General features: G+C 36.6%; 16 protein-coding genes. 9 read left to right on the top strand and 7 right to left on the bottom strand.

From position 1 onward, the window contains the following. Position 1 precedes the first annotated feature (1 nt). The 6 genes from NLG42_RS10455 (at position 2) to NLG42_RS10430 (ending at position 8,021) form a co-directional block, all read left to right on the top strand. Positions 2–3,100 (top strand): efflux RND transporter permease subunit, encoded by a 3,099-nt coding sequence (locus NLG42_RS10455; RefSeq protein WP_257683703.1) that lies wholly within the window; start codon positions 2–4, stop codon positions 3,098–3,100. A gap of 63 nt (positions 3,101–3,163) precedes the next feature. Next, positions 3,164–4,090: a DUF6268 family outer membrane beta-barrel protein gene (locus NLG42_RS10450; protein ID WP_257683702.1), complete on the top strand. Its 927-nt coding sequence runs from the start codon at positions 3,164–3,166 to the stop codon at positions 4,088–4,090. 367 nt (positions 4,091–4,457) lie between these two features. Next, on the top strand, positions 4,458–5,045 hold the full coding sequence (locus NLG42_RS10445; protein WP_257683701.1) for a DUF4397 domain-containing protein: 588 nt from the start codon (positions 4,458–4,460) through the stop codon (positions 5,043–5,045). Positions 5,046–5,170: 125 nt separating this feature from the next. Then, positions 5,171–6,259: a hypothetical protein gene (locus NLG42_RS10440; protein WP_257683700.1), complete on the top strand. Its 1,089-nt coding sequence runs from the start codon at positions 5,171–5,173 to the stop codon at positions 6,257–6,259. Between the two features lie 17 nt (positions 6,260–6,276). Then, positions 6,277–7,191: a phospholipase A gene (locus NLG42_RS10435; RefSeq protein WP_257683699.1), complete on the top strand. Its 915-nt coding sequence runs from the start codon at positions 6,277–6,279 to the stop codon at positions 7,189–7,191. 311 nt (positions 7,192–7,502) lie between these two features. After that, positions 7,503–8,021 (top strand): DUF6515 family protein, encoded by a 519-nt coding sequence (locus NLG42_RS10430; protein ID WP_257683698.1) that lies wholly within the window; start codon positions 7,503–7,505, stop codon positions 8,019–8,021. 410 nt (positions 8,022–8,431) lie between these two features. On the opposite strand, the gene NLG42_RS10425 is transcribed toward NLG42_RS10430, so the two are convergent. The 3 genes from NLG42_RS10425 to NLG42_RS10415 form a co-directional block, all read right to left on the bottom strand. Then, entirely contained in the window at positions 8,432–8,833 is a 402-nt protein-coding gene (locus NLG42_RS10425) for a hypothetical protein (RefSeq protein ID WP_257683697.1), read from the bottom strand. A 58-nt stretch (positions 8,834–8,891) separates the two neighbouring features. Then, positions 8,892–9,344, bottom strand: a complete 453-nt coding sequence (locus tag NLG42_RS10420) for a hypothetical protein (RefSeq protein WP_257683696.1) — start codon at positions 9,342–9,344, stop codon at positions 8,892–8,894. A 265-nt stretch (positions 9,345–9,609) separates the two neighbouring features. After that, positions 9,610–10,362 carry an aldo/keto reductase gene (locus NLG42_RS10415; RefSeq protein ID WP_257683983.1) on the bottom strand — a complete coding sequence of 251 codons (753 nt, stop codon included), beginning with the start codon at positions 10,360–10,362 and terminating at the stop codon, positions 9,610–9,612. Between the two features lie 221 nt (positions 10,363–10,583). On the opposite strand from NLG42_RS10415, the gene NLG42_RS10410 reads away from it, so the two are divergent. From NLG42_RS10410 to NLG42_RS10400, 3 genes are all read left to right on the top strand, one after another. Next, positions 10,584–11,150: a porin family protein gene (locus NLG42_RS10410; protein ID WP_257683695.1), complete on the top strand. Its 567-nt coding sequence runs from the start codon at positions 10,584–10,586 to the stop codon at positions 11,148–11,150. A 118-nt stretch (positions 11,151–11,268) separates the two neighbouring features. After that, positions 11,269–11,970: a LytR/AlgR family response regulator transcription factor gene (locus NLG42_RS10405; protein WP_257683694.1), complete on the top strand. Its 702-nt coding sequence runs from the start codon at positions 11,269–11,271 to the stop codon at positions 11,968–11,970. Between the two features lie 35 nt (positions 11,971–12,005). Then, positions 12,006–13,100: a sensor histidine kinase gene (locus NLG42_RS10400; protein WP_257683693.1), complete on the top strand. Its 1,095-nt coding sequence runs from the start codon at positions 12,006–12,008 to the stop codon at positions 13,098–13,100. Here NLG42_RS10400 and NLG42_RS10395 read toward each other — a convergent pair. From NLG42_RS10395 to NLG42_RS10380, 4 genes are all read right to left on the bottom strand, one after another. After that, positions 13,097–13,912, bottom strand: coding sequence for an alpha/beta hydrolase (locus NLG42_RS10395; RefSeq protein WP_257683692.1), 816 nt, complete (start codon positions 13,910–13,912; stop codon positions 13,097–13,099). The genes NLG42_RS10400 and NLG42_RS10395 overlap by 4 nt on opposite strands. Positions 13,913–14,655: 743 nt before the next feature. Continuing rightward, the gene (locus NLG42_RS10390) at positions 14,656–16,569 is read right to left on the bottom strand and encodes a sialate O-acetylesterase (RefSeq protein WP_257683691.1); all 1,914 of its coding nucleotides are present in this window, start codon (positions 16,567–16,569) and stop codon (positions 14,656–14,658) included. 259 nt (positions 16,570–16,828) lie between these two features. Then, complete coding sequence (locus NLG42_RS10385; protein WP_257683690.1) at positions 16,829–18,451, bottom strand: GH35 family beta-galactosidase; 1,623 nt, start codon at positions 18,449–18,451, stop codon at positions 16,829–16,831. 140 nt (positions 18,452–18,591) lie between these two features. Next, entirely contained in the window at positions 18,592–20,799 is a 2,208-nt protein-coding gene (locus NLG42_RS10380) for an endo-1,4-beta-xylanase (RefSeq protein WP_257683689.1), read from the bottom strand. Between the last annotated feature and the right edge of the window lie 9 nt (positions 20,800–20,808).

Genomic DNA, 20,808 nt, shown 5'->3' with positions numbered 1-20,808 from the left:
AATGACATTAACAGAACTATCCATAAAACGTCCCCTGCTTATAATTACCGCCTTTACAGCGCTTATACTCTTTGGGATTTTAGGTTACACCAGCCTGAATTACAATCTACTGCCTACCTTTGAAACAGGTAATATCAGTATTAGAACTGTGCTTCCCGGGGCATCCCCTGAGGAAATCCAAAATAAAATTTCCAAACCAATTGAAGAAGCAGTAAGTACGGTAGAAGGAATTGACAGGGTAACCTCAAGCTCGCTTCAAAATGTATCTTCGATTCAGGTTGCCCTGAAATCTGGGGTTTCAGATGTCCAGGCGCAGCAGGACATTGAAAGAGCTATCAATCAAATAAAATCTACACTGCCCGATAACATTGATGACCCTGTGGTCAACCGTCTGAGCACCGATAATTTTGCCATATTGAATATCTCTGCAACAGGGAACATCTCTTCAAAGGACCTCTATCTTTTAATTGACAAGGACATAAAGCCAAAGCTGAGCAGTGTAAAGGGTGTAGGTCAGATCAATATCATAGGTGGACAGCCAAGAGAAATAAAAATTCTGCTGGATAACAGTAAACTCCAAATGTATGGCCTATCTGCAAAACAAGTTTTTCAGACTGTTGCTGCCAACAGTATTTCCATACCCGGAGGAAACATATCGGGTGAAAAAGAGAATTTATCCATTACCATCAACGGCGACTATAAGCAGGTAAGTCCATTATCGGAGATTGTGCTCAAGGACAATGGTTCGGGAAGCCGTGTATTACTGTCTGATGTAGCGACAGTTAGCGATGCGCAGCAGAAAATAACTACGCTGAACCGTATGAATAATAAACCAGGAGTCGGCATACAGATATTCAAAACCAATGATGCCAATGCCGTAGATGTAAGCCAGCAGGTAAAAGACAAGCTCAATGAGCTAAAAAAAACTTATAAAGCACAAGGATTTAATTATGAGATTGCTTCAGATCAGTCCATATATACGCTCAGTTCGGCAGATGCAGTGATGCATGACCTGTTTATGGCCGTGATCATTGTTGGTCTGGTCATGCTGCTGTTTCTGCACAGTCTGCGAAGTTCCTTCTTTGTAATGGTCGCTATACCCTCAGCGATGATCCCTACATTTATTGTCATGTACGCTATGGGATTTTCATTAAATCTTATGACCCTCTTAGCACTTTCATTAGTGATTGGAATCCTGGTGGATGACAGTATAGTGGTTTTGGAAAATATCTTCCGGCATATGGAAATGGGCAAGAAAAAAGAACAAGCAGCACTTGACGGCCGTAATGAAATTGGATTTACAGCTCTGGCCATTACACTTGTAGACGTAGTGGTGTTCCTGCCAATGGCTTTTGCAGGAGGTCTTATCGGAGGAATACTACGAGAATTTGCTGTTGTGGTGGTGGTTTCCACACTAATGAGTTTATTGGTAGCCTTCACTTTAACACCGCTGATGGCGTCACGCTTTGCCCGACTCGAACATCTGACAAAGCAGACATTATGGGGACGCATAATCCTTGGTTTTGAGAATCTGCTTGAAAATGTTAAAAACACCTATGGTGAGCTTCTGAAATGGGTGCTGCAAAACAAACGTTATCTATTTATACTGGTTATATTATTAATTGCCGGTTCCGTTTCTCTTGTTCCTTCAGGATTTATAGGATCATCTTTTGCGGGGGACAGCGACCGTGGCGAACTGGCCATACAATTGGAAACAGCTGCAGATACCCCGATTCGCCAGACTAACCTCCTTGTAAAGCAGGCCGAGCAGCTGATGCTGAAACACCCAGAGGTCAAAAATGTTTATACGCTGGTCGGAACCCAGACAGGAGCAAAAGGGGACGGCGAAAACCTTGCGGAACTTTCAGTAACGCTCATTGATAAAACTAAACGTGATTATACAGCGGATCAATTTGGAGTCACGGCCAGAAATGAAATTGAGAAGATACCAGGACTTCAGGTAACCGTAATTCCAACAAGCATCACAGGAGGTGTAAATGCACCGATCCAGGTTGTTGTAAAAGGAACCGATATTGACAGTCTTTACAGCGCGGCGGCAAAAATTAAACAAGTTGTAATGCAGACAGCTGGGACTGATTACGTGCGTTACAGCACCAAAGGAACTGTAAAACAGATTAAAATAACTCCGCAGAGAGATCGCATAGCTAAACTGGGACTTACTCTTCCTGACGTGGCCCAGAGCATCCAGCTGGCCTTTAACGGAAATGACGATACAGAATTCATGCAGGGAGATGATATCTATAAAATAAATTTAGAAATCAGCCAGACCGACAAGCAGGATATCGAAGCGATCAGAAATCTTTCTCTAAACGGCAGTAAGGGGCAGTTAATAAAACTCTGGCAGGTTGCTGATGTAGAAGAAGTACTGGGACAGTCGATCCTGCAGAGAAGTGACAGACAAAATTCTATAACAATAACTTCCGCAGCCGTTGGACGTCCTTCGGGAACCATTGTACAGGATATTCAGGCAGCTGTGGATAAGGCTGGCTATCCTGCCGGTATCGAAGTAGATTTTCAAGGGGACTCCAAAAATCAAAAAGATGCCTTTATGAGTTTAGGTATTGCATTGATCATAGCCATACTTCTTGTATATATGGTAATGGTAAGTCTTTATGAAAGTCTGGTCTATCCTTTTGTGGTTATTTTTTCGGTGCCTGTAGCCCTGATTGGAGCGCTGCTTGCCATAGCCCTGACAATGAACCAGCTGACCATTTTTACTATTATAGGAATAATTATGCTGTTGGGACTTGTAACCAAAAATGGCATTCTTATCGTGGACTTTGCCAATCATCTTAAAGAGAAAGGCTTCAGCGCCAAAGAGGCCTTAATAGAGGCAGGGAAAGAAAGGCTTCGTCCAATTATTATGACAACTTTCGCAATGATATTAGGAATGCTTCCCTTGGCACTTTCTCAAAGTCCAGGTTCTGAATTCAAAAACGGGATGGCATGGGTTCTGATCGGGGGACTTACAAGTTCTTTTTTACTCACGCTGTTTCTTGTTCCTGCTGTATATATGATTGTAGAAAAATTGATGGTGCGGTTCAAATCAAATTCAAAACATCCCGATAGGAATTTCTAATAAACAATGAGTTTGCAGCATGCTGTTATACAGCTGTGAAATATATTAATAATAAATAACAATATGACAAAGTCAATAAAACAAATAGTATCGATAAGTCTGTTACTGCTCTGTTTTCAGAGCAGGGCACAAGACCTAAAACTTGCAGGATTAGAATACTTAAGTTATCCCAAAGTGAAATTCAAAGATGATGCCGGCGGAAATAAAGCCGCTTTCAGCGAAGCAGGTGCCTTTGTAAGTTTTCCTAAAATGCTCCAGGACAAGAAAACTATTTTAGTTAACGGGCTTCAGTACGGAATTGTAGAAACTGCCATTTACAATGATGCCCTATCTTCAAAAAACGAGATGACATTTCATAAAATGAGTTATTCCTTTACCTACATTTACCGGTTTAATGAAAAATGGACATTCATAGGCCGCCTCTCTCCAACACTGGCTAGTGATTTTAAAGATAAACTTTCCTGGCATGATTTTATTGTTCAGGGAAATGCCATGGTTACCAAGAAATTTAACGATAATGTAATTGGAGGGGCAGGATTAATATATACAATGCGGTTTGGAAAACCGCTGCTGTTTCCAAGTATTCAGTACCAATACAAAAAAGACAGGCATGCATTGAATATCTATCTGCCGATATTTGCCAATTACGTTTACCAGACCGGCCCGGAGAACAAAATCGGGCTTGGTTTCAGGGCAGCAGTAAACGGGGCGAACTTTAATGCAAGCTCAAAAAGTTTTTCAAGTGATACTGAAATGGACCGGTTCAATTATGCACGAGCCAACATAGGCCCATTTGTTAATTACCAGCTTACAAAAACTTTACTGATTGAAGCTTCGGGAGGAATCAGCACCATGCGTATGTATCAGTTTGAAGATCTGGCCGGAAGCAAACACAAATTCGATTCTGAATCAGGAGGCTTCTTTAATATAGGAATTATACTGCTGCCTCCGAGTCCCAAAAAACAGCTCACTCCCGAAGCTCAGGAGTAACTGCTTTAAGAAGTTTTAAACTTTTTATCAGCAGAATAATATCAGTGGTCTCTTAATACAAACACTTTATAGTATTAAAAACACAAACCACTGATATTTTCTTAAAATATTAATGCGTAAAAATTTAAGTTTTAAACAACTAATGTTCACCGCTAAAACTGCATAAATTGATGTAATTGAATATACAATAATTAATAGAGCTTACAAAAAATTGAATAATGCGAAATGAAACATGAATATTTTTTTTACTAAATACAGGTTAACTTATTTTCTTTTTTGCATGATATCGTACTCTTGTTCCAATAACTCACAATATCATTCCTGTGCTTATAATAGTGCTTTATATTACGGTCAAGACTGTACTGAAATGCCGCACGTAAACTTTACCAATTTAATACAAAAATCCAGCAATCTGTCTTTTTTATTCAACTCGGAAGAACTCAAAAAATCAGCTTCGAAATATTCATGCCCCACAGGTTATTTTAGTTTATTTACTGGAGCCAACAGTATCACTGCCATTAACGATAATGGATCTGTATTATCTGTAAACAGTCTTTCTCTCAATACAAATGAAAATATGAGCCTTTTTGCTTTGGAAGATTCATCCAAAAAAATATTTTTCTTAGGATTCAAGGACACCTGGGCCGCACCTCCCAGAGGAAAATCTCTGATCCGATTTATAAATCTTTCAAGTGACAGCCAGATAATAACTCTTCAAGGAAATGGACTAAAAGTAAACAAAGAGTTAGCGTATAAACAGGCAACCGCTTTTATCGAGGTTGAAAATGGATACTACTGGATAAAATATCGTCAGAGCAGATTATCCAAAAATGCGCATTATAAAACTCAGATGAAGCTGGAATCCGGCGGTATATATACCATATGTTCTACTGGCTTAACACGGGCGGCCCAAAAAGAAAACACTTTTTGCGCCTCCATTATTCAAAACTATTGACAAGTTGTGATTCATTTTAAAAGAAACTTATACCAATGCTTAAATCACCCATCCGCTTAAATTATTTATTAAAGCCTAACATTAAGATTTTACACAGTTGTGAAATTAAATCGAATTTGCTCTTTTTGCTGATTTTTTGTATCAGTATTTCACCTTTGTCAGCTCAGACGGTACATCAATATAATAATCCCGGCACAGTCTGTTACAGCGAAACAGTTTTTGAGAAGAAAGCAAAAAACCCAAAAGGAGTAATAGTAGTTGAAGTATCTGTAGCAGATATTAAATTTCATGCTTTAAATAACAGGTATATATCCTCCGGCCTTTTTAGTGACTATAATTTTTTATACATCCGCGTTATTGAAAAGCAGAATAACTTCCCTCTTAATTGTTATGAGCAGATTATAAATGTAAACTCTTTTGTAAACCGTATTGAAAAATCTTCATATTATTTAATTAGCGAAGAAAATGGTTTTTCTCAAAATGATGTGAATTCGAACCCGCAGAAATATGAATTTAAAATTATTGCAGCGAAAGATCTGGAAATTCAGCAAATAAAAGACGAGATTAAAAAAAAAACAACCACCACCAACTATTTTATGCCTATTGTTTACACCACACAGGAAGTAGATGCCGTAAAAATGGCTAACTATAAAAAAAACTTTGACATAGGATTTAATTATAATCCTTTTTTTCTTACCGGAACTAAACTGGGAATTGACAAAACAGCAATAGGTTTACTTGGGATTTCATTAAAAAAAAACACAGGCCATACTACTGCCCTGGTTTTAAATTTAAATTATTCGATCGCCAATAAGACCAAAACTAAAGAAAAACTCCAGACCGTCAGCAGGGATACCATAAATGCACATGCTCTTTTCGGCGCCGATCTTACTTTTAGAAAATATTATAATAATGAAGAGCCTCTGAGATACTTTTCTTCAGCAGGACTGGGTTTTTATTCCCTGATAAATGTTAAATTAAGAAGAAAGCAGACTTCTGTGTCAAAAAAAAACAGCGAAAACCAATACATCACACTGCTTTATGATTTTGGGCTGGAATACAGACTTTCTCCCAGCTTAAAAGTAAATGCTGCACTTCCTTTAAAGTACTATATCAACAATGGAGGCTCAGGAAGTCTTAACACTTTTGGATTCGGTGTTAATATGGGATTTTCATACACCCTGAATCCAGCAAACCTTGCAAAAAGAAAATAACCTTCAGAAACATTCACATGGATTATAAAAATCATTTATCAAAATCAGTGCTGGATTTTCAAAAAAACATTTTCTCGCTGGCTACTTGTACTTGGCATTGTAATACAGGGGGAGTTTTAAGATTATTATCTCTATTTTTCTTTTTTCTATACTGTAATGGGGTAAATGCACAAAACGATTCAGTCGAAAAAAAAAAGGCAACTGCTATTTTTTTAAGCCAGCCGAATTTCAGTATGCACAAGGATAATTATTTTATTACAGGTACTTCTTTCAGAGATGGTCCATCAATTAACAATTCAGATGTTAAATTCCAGATAAGTTTTAAATATCGAATAAATCAGAAACCATTATTTGATAACGTATACTCCTATCTCACCTACACCCAGAAATCTTTTTGGGATGTCTATCAGAAATCAAGTCCATTCGGCGATATAAACTTTAATCCCGGCCTTGGCTTTATAAGACCCTACATGAATAAAAAAGGACGATTAGGATATTATTCTTTAATGCTTGAGCATGAGTCAAATGGCAAAGACAGCATCTCTTCAAGAAGCTGGAATTTTATTTCGTTTAACTGGGGTGCAGAAGTAAGTCCAAAATTAATTATTGATGCAAAACTAACCATTCCCTACGGCTCGTTATCAGATAATCCCAAACTGTCTAAATACATTGGATACGGAGATCTTGCTTTCACTTATATTTTCATTCCTCAAAAACTTTACGCAAAGGTAATAGTAAAAAAGGGAGCTGACTGCGACTGGAGAGGATCAGTTGAAACACAGCTGTTTTACAAAGCAATTCCGACTTCAAATCTGTATATGATGGTTCAGGCTTTTCATGGGTATGGTGAAAACTTACTGCAGTATAATCAACAGGCCAGTATGATTAGATTTGGATTTGTGCTCAAACCAAATTTCATGAATTTCTTTTGAATACAGGCCGTTTATAAACTGAAAATATTAAAAATAAAGGTTTATGGGCGCAATATGTCTAAAAGAAACACCAGCTGTCCGCTTCAATATTAAATATGCCTGCTTAAAACAGATTGTCTTTTCACAAAATATTTAATTTGCCTTTTTTTGCTTTGTATCAAAGCTCTCAGTAACAAAATCATTTAAGTTTTTAAACCAGTAAATCATACTGGTTCATTGTTCAAAAAACTGTAATAATAAAGACATCTAAATGCAGATAGACAGCCTTAATCTATTATCAAAGAATATTAATATTAATAAAAATCGCTATCATGAAAATTAAAAATTCACTAATCGCTCTATTACTAAATTTATCAGCAGTCCTGACAGTTCATGCCCAGCACCGGGCAGCAGCAAAAATTACAGTTACTAAAACAATTCCTAACAGCAGAGTAAGTGTTTATAATGGAGTAAATTACCATTATGCTGATGGAATTTATTACCGTCCTTACCAAGGAGGCTATACAATTGTTAGACCGCCTGTAGGGATTCATGTAAATGTTTTACCACCTGGTTTTGCAACTCTTATTCTCGCAGGGACATCCTACTATTATTTGAATGACGTATATTACATCCAGATTCAGCCAAATATTTATAAGGTAGTTGAAAAACCTGATGAGAAGATAATATGCCTTGAATATTCCGAATTTATTTCACAACTCCCGCAAGGCGCCGAATCAATTTCAATAAACGGTAAAAATTATTACCGCGTTAACGACATCTACTACGAAAAGATTACTTCTGAGAATGGAGAAATCAGCTATAAAACAGCAGGTAAAAAGACAAAATAACTCAGGTGGACCTGACATATTTTATGCCGCAAAAAGTTAATTTTTTTCTCCTATTAATAGGAAGACATTTACTTTTTGCGGCAAAAATGCTGCAACGATGTTTTTTTGAAAACTAGAATTCGGCTTTGGTAAGTTTGGGCTGACTTGCAGCTTATTATAAAAAACAACCCTGCGAAATATTCCGATTGAATCTTGATATTTTTTTATCTGCTGCAATTAAAAAAATCAATGCCTTCAAAGCTAAAGTTCAAATCGATGCACGATTCCCGAAGAAACTTATTCAGTAAAATGAAAAATGTACCTAATAAATCTTATTTTTTTATCTACTGTAAGTTTAATCTACTTTAAAATGGATTATACGAAATTCCGAACTTGACATATCCCTGGGGATCTTCTTTATGTCTGTACATTTAATTGGAAGTTCGCTCCCCTCTCTGCGTAAGTCTTACATTTACGACATTATTAATTCCTGCTTTAAACATACCGATCAATCTCGGCGCAAAATGATATTCATAAGTAATACCGGATTTTAATTCCAGCTGGTTGAGTTCATAAACACCTCTCATCTCCGGGTTGTCAAGATTGATATAAAAATTTTCTGAATTAAGCTCTGTTCCCATCCCCAGACGTCCATTCTCCGAAAGTTGTCTTCTAAAAAGTATACGCTGGGGAAGTATGAAGTCAAAATCCCATTTGGAGTTCTCAAATTTATGATTATAACTGAAGGTCGGCGTCATAGGAATTATAGAGGAAGGATCCAGCAATACCAGCACTCCCCCTGTCATCGCTGTCATCGTTGTCATCGTTGTCATCGTTGTCATCGTTGTACCTGCATTTCTTTTTAAAACCATACTGGTCCCCACAAAACCTTTAAAACGCTGGACTTTCTTTATCCGCATCTACTGTTGCCGTTGCATTATAAATTACTGTTTTATTAAAAAGTTTTGAGATATAAGTAGCACTCACTGATGTCGCAAAATAATGGTATTCCTCATTACCTCTATGATATACTGAATTAGTATTGTATCTGTACTGGCCAAATCCATATGATTCATATTTGTAACGCAGCGATCCGGTAAGGGCTATTTTTTTAGATTCTGAAGTAAAAAAAGGCATATTTAAAGCTGCTTTAAATCTATTATGGCTTTCTATTTTTCCATCTTCAAAACGATTCCCCAAGAGTTTTGAACTAAAATACGTTGGCCCTAGCTGTTCATACTGAACATCAAAAATTCTCGTACTTGGAAATTTTTCTGTAACAAATCCTCCGAGCTTTTTAATCGGAGCCGGTTTATCCTGAGCAGCAGTTTTTAAGGAATACAAAAATATGAACAAGATGACTTATATTCTCATAATGGGCTTATATTTAACTTTACTTAGTATGAATAATTTAAATGCAAATTTACTGGAAATCACACATTAAATAAAGCGTAATTACACTAATGCCGTATCGTTTATACTAATGGCGTTCACATAAAAACACACTTAGAAGAAGTGCTGCAAATCATGAAAGATTATCCAACTAAAAAAAAAACAGCAGCTGCTGAAATGCCTGCTGCTGTTAAATTATTACATTGAAATTCATTTTTTAAAAGTTAACCTTATCGGGATCGAGTCCTGAACTTCCGATGTCCTTCATTTTATCGATTGTCTGCATATCTGCTTTATCAATTTCAAATCCCCATACCTCAAAGTTTTCAATTATACGATTAGGTGTAATTGATTTTGGAAGCGGTATTACCTCATTCTGCAATGCCCATCGAATGCAGAGCTGGGCTACAGTCTTGTTGTATTTGGTGGCAATATTCTGCAGACTTTGGTTTTCAAGAAGCCTGCCCGTGCCAAGAGGACTCCATCCCTCGACAATTATATCATTTATTCTGCAGAAATCCAATGTTTGCTGCTGTCTGAAACCTGGATGATACTCAATTTGATTAACCATTGGTTTTATTTCTGCCGCATCAATCAAAGGCTGGAGATGGTGAGGCAGAAAATTACTTACTCCTATTGATTTTACCAGACCCTCAGAGCATAATTCTTCAAGGGCACGCCAGGTATACAGATTTAGCTCCTGCCAGTTCCTAAACTGATGACCTGCTGCAGGCCAATGGATTAAGTACAGATCCAGATAATCCAGCTGAAGGTCCTGAAGTGTTTTACGAAATGCCTTCTTTGTTTTTTCATAGCCACGCTCAGTATTCCAAACCTTACTGGCGACAAAAAGACTTTCCCTATCCACACTGCTTTGCTTTAGCGCTCTGCCAATAGCTGTTTCATTACCATATACAGCCGCGGTATCAATATGACGATAGCCCGCTTCGATCGCTTTGGCGACCCCCAGAACAGTAGTCTGGTCGTTGGGGAAACACCGCTAAGCCATAACCTTTTGCTGCTGACCTGCACGGAAGTTTTATACCGGGCGCATTTCAGAGGCATGCAGGTTTCATCCACGAAACTCTACAACATAATTCTGCGGAAAAAAAAGGGCTCATGGCATATCCATATCATGCAGATTATAAAACAGCTCTAATTACTAAAAAAAATAATAAAAAATAATAAAAAATGAAAAAAATCCTCCTACTGTCAGCCATTCTTCTGCACGCTGCGGCAAATTCACAGATTCATGCAGGCGCAAAAGCCGGGGCCGGCCTGAACAAAATAAACGGAACAACATTCCAGGACAAATTTGAACTCGGCTATCATTTGGGAGGTTTTATATACGCTGAAATTTCCGATTTTGCAGGAATTCAGGCAGAAGTACTCTTTAACCAGACCAACACATCGGTACAGGACCGTTATTCAGATGTTATAGACAACGCATTCAAGGGAAGCAAAACATTAAACTACGTAAGCGTGCCGTTGCTGCTGCGATTAAACAGCGAGGGTTTTATAACATTTACTGCAGGTCCACAGTTCAGCTTCCTGGCCGATTCCGATAAATCCATAACAGAGAACGGCAGGAAATTATTTAAGAAAACTGATTTCTCGGTATTAGGCGGTGCTGAGATAAATCTTCGCCCGCTTACTATCTACGCGAGATACATTTGGGGTTTTTCTGATATAAGTGAATTTGGCGGCAGATCAAACAGCAGCCAGATTCAGATTGGTGCAGCCCTTCGCTTATTTTAGGCTTTACCAAAACCTTACAGGCTGTCTTTTCAATAATTAATAATAACTTTACGCCCCCGCAGCACTTTTAATGCCATTTAACATTAAATATAAACCGGCTGCTTGAAAACATATAAAAATGAGATGCATAATCATAGACGACGAACCCCTTGCCCGTGAAGGGCTGAGGCTGCTTATAGGGAGGAACGGAAGGCTACAGCTTTTAAACTCATTCAGCAGTACGGCACAGGCTGCGGCTTTTCTGGAAGAACATGATACAGACCTAATATTTCTTGATATTGAAATGCCTGATGACAACGGACTTGAATTTGCAAAAACTCTGGATACTAAAATACAGATCATATTCACTACTGCCTATCCCCAATATGCCGCTGAAAGCTATGAGACAGAAGCTGTCGATTATCTGCTGAAACCTTTTACGCCTGAAAGATTTGAGAAAGCAGTGCAGAAAGCCGTGCATCAGCTGAGTCTGGTCCAGACCTATAAAAATACTTTTGAAAGCAGCAATGATACTTTCATAATTATAAAAGCGGAAAGAAGATTTCATAAAATCTTCTTCAGTGATATCCTCTATGTGGAAGGCTTGAAAGATTATGTGGTTATCCATACCGAAGACAGCAAATTTGTAACGGCGATGAACATAAAATCCATGCACCTTAAACTCCCAGCACAGAAATTCTTAAGGGTCAGCAAATCCTATGTTGTCAATGCAGAGATGATCGCCTCTTTTGACAGAACTACAATTTTCATGAAAGATATAGAGATTCCCGTAGGAAGGACCTACCAGACCGAGTTTCATAAATACTTTTTGGGGGAGTAAAAACAGAAAATACAAACAGATGCATAACAGGAGCTATGAAAAATGAACCTAAAAACAATACACAAAAAAACATTCACTCCGCTGACCGATTATTCACAGGCCTGACTTCTAAAAAGTATAGAATCCACCGTCATGCCGTAGGTATTATATTTCTGCTTGTATTGGGACTTACGGGAAAAAAATGGGGCGAATATTCCAGTTTTTTCGATCATTTGGACTGGATTTTCGGACTTCTTTTTACAGTATCGCTGTTCTACATCAATATGTATAAACTGACACCACTTTTTATATATAAGGGAAAAGCAGCGCTTTATCTTTTTTCTCTTGCAGCACTAATTGCACTAATATCTCTTGCTGTAGTCTGTTTTCATTCTTTTGTTCTGGATCCCCACAGAATTAAACCTGCTGCAGAAAAATTTGAATGGTTTACGGTCATGGTAGTGATAAGCATTGTATTTGGCCCGTTTCTGCTTCTTTCCAGCGCGCTGAAGCTTCTTCAAAGATGGATCAGCGACATTCAAACCATTAAAGAATTAGAAGACCGTGCCGTACAGAGTGAACTTGCGGCGCTGCGGAACCAGATACATCCTCATTTTCTATTCAACATGCTTAACAATATAAATGTCCTGACGGCAACCGAACCTGAAAAAGCTTCCGGAATTATAATCAAATTGAGCAGCTTCCTGCGCCATCTAATATATGAAACTGACCGAAGCGACCAGATTTTCCTTTCTTCAGAAATAAAATTTATTGAAGACTACCTGGAGCTTGAAAAAATCAGAAGAGATGACTTTACCCACACCCTAAGCTACAATGAGAGAGAAATCAGAGGGATAAAAGTTCCTGCTAATATTTTAATCATTCTGGTTGAAAATGCCATTAAGCACAGTGCCGATTCCGAAGCAAAATCATTTGTAACTATAACCATTGCCGTGAGGGACAATTATTTCTATTTTACAGAAACAAATTCGGTGCCGCAGGTCAAAAAAATGAAACGAAATAACGCCAGCGGCGCCGGCCTTTCCAACATTACAAGAAGACTGCAGCTTTTATATTCGGACACCGGATATGAACTAAGCTTTGGACCTCAGGACAACCACTATCGTACTTATTTAAAACTGCCCATTTAATTTTCCTTCAGCTTTGCGAGCCAAAACTCAAGATCCTTTCTCCATCTGCTGTCAGTGTTATCTTCTGCCGTGTTATTGTATACATGAAGTTCAACAGCGGCATTAGAAGAACTGATATTACCATAGAGTTTTATGCTCTGACTGGTTTCATCAAAAGGTGTATCTGAAATCGAGGCAATGAAAAATGAAGTAGAAGATGAAAATTTTCTTTTATCATCCGAAAAGCCGTTCAAGCTTATGAGAAAGTCAGGCCATGCCGACTTGGATTTACTTTTATATAACTCCAGCCCCAGCGCCGCACCGGTTGAAAATCCCATCAGACCTATTTTATCAGGCCTAACGCCGAAGTCTTCCGAACATTCCCTGAGGTATTTAAGTGCCTGGCCTGCGTCTGAAGCGGCTTTGAGAAAAACCGAATCGGCAAGCACTCTTTTATAATCCGATTTTAATGAAAAATTTTTAATAAGATCCTGTACAGGACTGCCTGTCTGACTCTTCTTAAGCAGATGTCTGAATAAAAAAACGGAAATTCCCTGCTTATTGAGCCACTCTGCAACTTTAACTCCCTGCACCTCTGAAAACAGCACATACATCCCTCCTCCATGTATTAATAGTACTGCGGTTCCATTTGGCTTCTCAGGCTTATAGAATTCTAAAGAAGAAACAAATATATTATTCTCGACAATGCTTCCATCTTCAAGCTTTAACACATTAGATATTATCTCGCCGCTTGAAAAATGGCCATTCCAAAATTCATGTTCAATTCGCAGCTGGCAATGGCCTGCAAAATGAATAAAAAAAAATAAATGCATAATATTGAATCCTCATCTTCACCTTTGTTATAGTTTCACAAAAGTATTATGGGAACAAACATCATTTGTGCGAATTATACCAATGACCGCCAATACTATACCAACTACAGATTATTTACTCAATTTTTCTAAGCAAACATAAACTGGATTAAAAAACTAAGCTTTCCTACTATAGAAGACAGGCAGGCTCTCATTTTAGAGAACTTGTATATACAAAGATTTTCTGGAGAATCAGAAAAGAATATTATAATAAATAGATTGAAATCTAGTTTTTATCTACTTACCAAATCATTTTGCATTTACAAAGAATTCCCATGAATCATAAATAAAATTTTTGAAATAGATTGAAATCATCACAACTCTAATTACTCAAAAACCCCCATATTAATGTTCTAACATACCTTCAAAATACATCAATTGACAAATAGATGTCGAATTTAGATTTTTAAAGCTCTAGAAATTCCATATAATTTTTGTAAATTTAAGTTGTTTTTAACCTATATTTGTTCAAGGAAATTGGTTAAAATTTCGAGGTACACTTTTTTTTCTGTGCCAACTCTTAAATAGCATCTAAAGCCTAGTATTTACTAGGGTTTTAATAAAACAGGGAGAAACCTCTTTCTCCGCAAAAGAAAACCGATTAGGAAACTAATCGGTTTTTTCTTTTTACACTCTTATTTATTTTAGATCGTGCAGGATTAGATTTGGTAATCTAATCTTCTTGAATACTCTTCTAAACTATATCATTCATCATCCAAACCAGCTTCAAAAGGTGAAGCCGGCAATCCTTCGTTATTGTACAAATTAGCTTCTGCTGGATTATCTGCCCAAGCATATCTAACTTTGACTGGATCTGCGACGGAATCATTACTAACTATAACTTTATCTCCCTGAATTACAGCTTTCGCCCAAACAAACTTCCCATCAACTCTTGTGATAGCAAATTCTTTTAATTCATCACCATTTTTGATTACCAATCCAGTTCCAACATTTGAAAAACTTAAAATTAGTTTGTTTCCTTCTTTTATTATCGATTTGTAAAGTGGTCCTGAAGCTGTTAACGTTTTTTCTCCATAAACCAATTTTCTAGCCTGAAGTGACAATCTTTTTCCAACATCGTACTTATTTAAAGGATGAATATCATTCCATTCACCTAAATCTATTGCGACCGCCAATCCTGTATTTGGAACTTTCAAGGTATTCAACTGCTGTTGTCTTAAAGCTGCCCAATTACTTTCTGCAGGTTCTGGTTTTGGTTCCATAAAATTTGGAAGCTGAACCAATAAAAAAGGTAGTTTTTCTTGTCTAAAAAGTGTTCTCCAATTGGTTATCAAGGTTTCCATTAGCGCAAAATATTCGGATGGCTTTTTTGTATTTGCTTCGCCCTGATACCATAAAACACCTTTTATAGGATAATTTTTCAATGGAGCAATCATAGCATTGTAAAGTCCGACTGGTTTCCATCTCACAAAAGTTTGTCCTGGCAGCGGAAGCATTTTTGAACCTAACTTATAGCTCCAATTCCCTTTTAAATCAATTGTTTTATCGCCAATACTTAATTCGTACGGTTTATCGGTTACGAAACCCCCTCTTCCAGAATTACTGATAACGCGAATGGTAATTTCATTTTTTCCTTCCTTTAAAATATTAGCATTAAAAGAATAAATTCTCGGTGGATATTGATACGACGTCGTTCCAACAAAATTTCCATTTACAAAAACAGAATCGGCATCTACAATTCGTCCTAAAATTAATTTAGCTCGATTTTCTTTTATTTTGTCTAAAGTAAATTCTCTTTTAAACCAAACAGAACCATTTGTATTTCCAAGTTCTCCATCTGCCCAATAACCTGGAATATTCATTGTTTTCCAATCGGAAATATCGACTGAATTTGCCCATTTATTCTTTAAACCAAGATCGGTTTGATTTAATAATTTATACCAATCTGAACTTACTTTTCGATCGCTTTCATCGATTTGTTTTTCGAGTTTTCCGTCTTTAAATTTTAAATATTCTGCATAATAATCTGGAAACTTTTTTATGCTTTCTTCATTAATCCATGACTCAGCTGGTGAGCCACCTAAAGAACTGTTGATTAAACCAATTGGGATTTTGTATTTTTCGTAGATTTCATTGGCAAAAAAATAACCAACTCCTGTAAACTGCAAAACGTTATTTGGATTTGCTTCTACCCATGAACCAGAAGAAAAATCGTTTCTTTCTTTCGCAAAATAATATTCATCGGGTACTAAAAATTGTCGAATATTGGGATTGGCAGATTTTGCAATTACATCTTTGTATTTGTCTTTAATTCTTTCCATCGGAAGTTCCATATTCGATTGTCCCGAACAAAGCCAGACGTCACCAAAGAGAATGTTTTTTAATACAATAGTATTAGAACCTTTTAAAGTCATTTCAAAAGGTCCGCCCGCTTTTTGTGACGGAAGCTCGATCACCCATTTTCCGTTTTGAGCTGTTGTGGTTTTGTATGTTTTACGATTAAATTCGAGTTCGACTTTTTCATTTGGAGAAGCCCAACCCCAAATATTGACTTTTGTATCGCGTTGCAATATCATTCCGTCACTTATCAATCGCGGAAGTTTTATCTGTGCATTAATGCTAAATGTTATTAAAAATGCTAGTATTATTTTTTTCATGCGGTTTATTTTTTTTTTGCCACTCCCGATAGCTATCGGGATTAAAAGATTTACACAGATTATTAAAAATCCTTCTAATCCTTTTAATCAGTGGCTAAAGTTTTTCTCTTAGAGCTTACTGTGTTTTTGTTTACAATGAATTACACTTAATTATAATATTGTAGTGACACCAATTTTTTAATTAAAAAAAATAAAAATTAGTGACAATTCGTGACTCGAGCGACAGCGAATAGGCGAAGTAAATTCGCGGCTAAAAAAACTACTTATAAGTATATAATTTTATTTTTTGTATTTCGTAATCGCCGACTGAAATTCTCAAATGTCTGCCTTGATGGGTTTGATCTCCATTAAAATGTCTTATCGTTTTCCATTTTTCATCTTCAAATTTTCCTTGATCAGTTTTTAAAATTCCTACATTTAAATTCTCTTTTAAAGATTTAAAAGTTACAACAATTCCTGAACCCGCAATATAAAATTCGTCTTTCGCAATTTCTATAATAATTGCGCTTGACATTGGCCAAGAATCTGCTTTTGCTCCGTCAGACCAATTTAGGGTATAATCGTGTTTGAATGTAAATTCATAATCTCCCAATTTAATAATCTGTGTATTATTTTCTTTGTCTAACAAAACACCGTCAATTTTTCCTTGTCCTTTATTGGCTTCAATCGTTGGAGTTAATTGTTGCACCAAATCATAGATTTTTCCAAGAGGCTCTTTTTTGGCGTCTGCCACAGATTCTATAGAAAATGGCGAAAAACCAATTGCTTCATAATGTCCAATTGCATACAAACCTTTAAAAGGCGCCGTTTCATCAAACCGATGTTCAGGAATAAATAAAGGATCACCTTGAAGTGTAAATAAATCATTCCACTGTTTAAAGGACGGATTATAAAAATCGGGCGCCAAAAAGTTAATCGAATTTCCCGCAGCTTTCCAAACATCCATAAGATGCGGAAGCGGTCCAGCACTCGGATATTGACCTGGCTTTTTTTCGGGTGCATTTAAAGCTGCATTGACAAACATCGGAATTGGATAAATGTCTTTACCTGCTTTTGCAATTTGATTGGTAAATTTTGAAAAATACCAAGCCATAAAAATTTCATCTGTATGAAGTCCTTTTCCAAAAACTTCTTCCCAATTTCCTGAAGTTTTAAACCCCTTTTTTTTCCAAATTTCCAAAAACTCTGGAACCAGTTTTTCTTTGTTTTTTTGAAGATATTGCAGTAATTCTTTTGGAACTTCTTTTTTGAAAGCTTCATTTGCCAGTGGATTATAATCTCGGGCAGTTGGCAGCATTCCGATTTCATTTTCGACTTGAATCATAATTACGGTTTGCTCTTTTTGATCCAATTCTTTAATGTGTGCCATCAATTTTTTGAACGCATTTAAATCGGCTTGAAGATTGTTTTCACTAAAAGGCGTCAAAATCTCGTGACTGTGATTTTGATCATCTTTAACTCGCGGGTATTTTTTCTGATTTAATTTTACCCAAGCTGGAGCGTGGCTTGACATGCTGTTTTTCCAAGATCCAAACCATAGAAATACAAGTTTTAAATTTTCTTTTCGTGCTCTAAGAATTAAATCATCAATTAACGAAAAATCAAATTTCCTCTCTTCTGGTTCTATAAGTTCCCAATAAACGGGTGTTAAAATTGTATTGAGATTCATATCAACTAATTTTGGCCAAATAGTTTCCATGCTTTCCATGCTCGTTGCAGAGGAATTTCCTAATTCACCTCCGCGTATTAAGAATGGTTTTTGGTTTACAATTAATTGTGTTTTGTTTCCTTTTTTCTGAAGGCTGGGTATATTTTGACAAAATCCAAAATGCACCAATAATAATGCAATTAAAAGGATTCTGTTTTTTAAGAAAAATGCCATTCTATTTATTTTAAGATTGAAAGCTATTCCATTTAAATTTGCTTCTGTAAAATAATAAGCTGTAAAAGTTAAGAAATAAATAATCCATAATATAAACCCTTTTACAGCTTTATACTATGGATTATCACCAATTCAAATATTTAAGGTTTTACTAACTCACCCGAAAATCCTAAACTTACATCTTTTCCTGCAAGACCATCTGCAGTGCCTTTGTATGCATGTTTACGAACATAATTAGCATCCCAAAGGTTTGGAGATTCATTTGGAAGCCAATATTCATGTTCTTTTGAATTATCAGAAACTCCCCAAATAGTGATTCCATATTGCTGTGCTGCAGGAATGTGTTTTTTGTACATATCGATAACAAATTGGTACATTTCAGCTTGTGAGGCTTGCTGAACAACAGTTGGTGTAGCAGTTCCTAATCTAATATCTAACTCAGATATTTTAATCAATTTTCCTGTAGCTGCTAATTTCTGGAACATCTGAACAATTTTATCTTTGTCTGTTGTTAGACTAATATGCATCTGAGTACCGATTCCGTCAACCGCAGCTCCTTTACTTTCAATATACTTCACGTATTCGATCAATCCATCACATTTATCTAATCTTGATTCTAGATTATAATCATTAATGAAAAGTTTATCTGTTGCATTTCCATATTGACGTGCTAGTTTGAATGCTGTAACGGCATAATCTTTTCCTAAGTATTTTACCCAAGAAAAATAATCTGTTGCTGTATCGCCTTCTGTTCCATTTCTTAATGTTCCATCTTCTTTGACCGGCTCATTTACTACATCCCAAGAAAAAACTCCTGTTTTATAATGTGTCATCATTTTAGAAATCCAATCCGTCATAGCATCGCCAATGATCTTGGCTTTCTCTGCATCTGTTTTTTCAATTGTTATTGGAGCTGTTACACCTCCGCCTGACGATGAACCGTCTGTTACGGTAACATTATCGATATAATACGTTCCTGCTAATAAACCTAAATCTAAGCTTAATCCTGTTTCTCCTCCTTTGGCTGTAATTTTCCATTCAATTAATTTCCAAGTCGTAGAAGTTGTTTGGTCTCCCTGATAATTTGCTAAACTTCCTGGCATTGTTGAACATCTCATTGAACCAGGTGCTTCTGAACGAATCATAAAGGATGTCGTATAACTTTTACCTGCTGTTAAAGGAGTAGTAAATAATGTTTGAATTTGTGTTTTATATTGCAGCCCTGGATTATCAGTTGCATTAATAACTTTCATCGCACCGCTTCCTTCATAAGCATTAGCAGCAGGCGCAAGACTCAATGCGTTATCAGCTCCATTCGCTTTACTCCAGCCTGTGATACCTGAATTGAATGTTCCGTTAGAAACTAAATTTACAACTCCTGTAGGAGCATCAAGATCCACAACAGCAATAGTATTTACATCTATTAAATAGGTAACATTTGGCAGGTATCCTAAATCTAAATTAAACTGAAATGTTGTGCTTCCTGCTTTAAAATCGCCGGGAGCTACTTTAATTTTAACTTGCTGCCATGCAGATGTGGTTGCAAAAGCCTCTACCCAAGATCCGCCGGTATTATACCAATCTTTATACGGATACGTATTTGTTAATGAACCATTGAATGAAATACGTCCTTTACCGGCAATATCTGATTTTATATAAAATGAAATTTCATAATTATGCCCTGTAACGATTGGAACATTTGGAGATGTTAATTGCAGATGATGTGCTGCTGACGAAGTTACACTTGCTTCTAGTTTTATCGCTTGTGACGAGCTTGTTAAACCCGAATTTGCTACAATTGAAATTCCTTTTCCTGGATTATTTCTTAACCAATTTGCAAAAGTGCCGCTTTTTAAACCGGCTACATCCAAAATATTAGTTCCGCTTGAACCCGGAATTACTGTTGGTGCAATAATGCTGTTCAGATAACTTGCATTTTGATTGGAATGCCAAACTAAAGTATGACCAAAAACTTTTAGTCCTGCACTTTTTGTGGCTGCAATAAAAGCATCGATATTCGTAAAATTAATTTCTCCTTTTGCATTTACCATTGCGCCGTGTTTCATCTCGTAACCTGGCGTAACTTCATCAAAATTTTCATTTACAATTTTTCTATATGCGGCGTCACTCATGTACAAACTCACGCCAATTCCGTTACCTAACGAAAAGTCCGAATAGTTTTTTAAAGGTTCATAACGGCTTATTTTTTCTACTAAAGCTAACGGAAGCTCAGCTCCTGTTACTTCTCCATGTTCTGGGTCTTTTCCCCACTCCATCATATTATCATCGCATGATGACAAAATCATTAATGATGAAGCAATTATTGGTAGGATATATTTATATTTCATTTTGCAGTT

This window comes from Flavobacterium plurextorum, from assembly GCF_024638035.1.
GTDB lineage: Bacteria > Bacteroidota > Bacteroidia > Flavobacteriales > Flavobacteriaceae > Flavobacterium > Flavobacterium plurextorum.
The sequence above is the reverse complement of the archived record's forward strand: the minus strand, read 5'-3'. Positions and strand labels throughout refer to the sequence as shown.

Coding starts and splice junctions, on each gene's coding strand:
- NLG42_RS10410 (WP_257683695.1), top strand. CDS start 10,584: ATGAAAAAAATCCTCCTACTGTCAGCCATTCTTCTGCACGCTGCGGCA.
- NLG42_RS10435 (WP_257683699.1), top strand. CDS start 6,277: ATGGATTATAAAAATCATTTATCAAAATCAGTGCTGGATTTTCAAAAA.
- NLG42_RS10430 (WP_257683698.1), top strand. CDS start 7,503: ATGAAAATTAAAAATTCACTAATCGCTCTATTACTAAATTTATCAGCA.
- NLG42_RS10385 (WP_257683690.1), bottom strand. CDS start 18,451: ATGGCATTTTTCTTAAAAAACAGAATCCTTTTAATTGCATTATTATTG.
- NLG42_RS10380 (WP_257683689.1), bottom strand. CDS start 20,799: ATGAAATATAAATATATCCTACCAATAATTGCTTCATCATTAATGATT.
- NLG42_RS10405 (WP_257683694.1), top strand. CDS start 11,269: ATGAGATGCATAATCATAGACGACGAACCCCTTGCCCGTGAAGGGCTG.
- NLG42_RS10390 (WP_257683691.1), bottom strand. CDS start 16,569: ATGAAAAAAATAATACTAGCATTTTTAATAACATTTAGCATTAATGCA.
- NLG42_RS10395 (WP_257683692.1), bottom strand. CDS start 13,912: ATGCATTTATTTTTTTTTATTCATTTTGCAGGCCATTGCCAGCTGCGA.
- NLG42_RS10425 (WP_257683697.1), bottom strand. CDS start 8,833: ATGACAACGATGACAACGATGACAGCGATGACAGGGGGAGTGCTGGTA.
- NLG42_RS10455 (WP_257683703.1), top strand. CDS start 2: ATGACATTAACAGAACTATCCATAAAACGTCCCCTGCTTATAATTACC.
- NLG42_RS10400 (WP_257683693.1), top strand. CDS start 12,006: ATGAAAAATGAACCTAAAAACAATACACAAAAAAACATTCACTCCGCT.
- NLG42_RS10445 (WP_257683701.1), top strand. CDS start 4,458: ATGCCGCACGTAAACTTTACCAATTTAATACAAAAATCCAGCAATCTG.
- NLG42_RS10450 (WP_257683702.1), top strand. CDS start 3,164: ATGACAAAGTCAATAAAACAAATAGTATCGATAAGTCTGTTACTGCTC.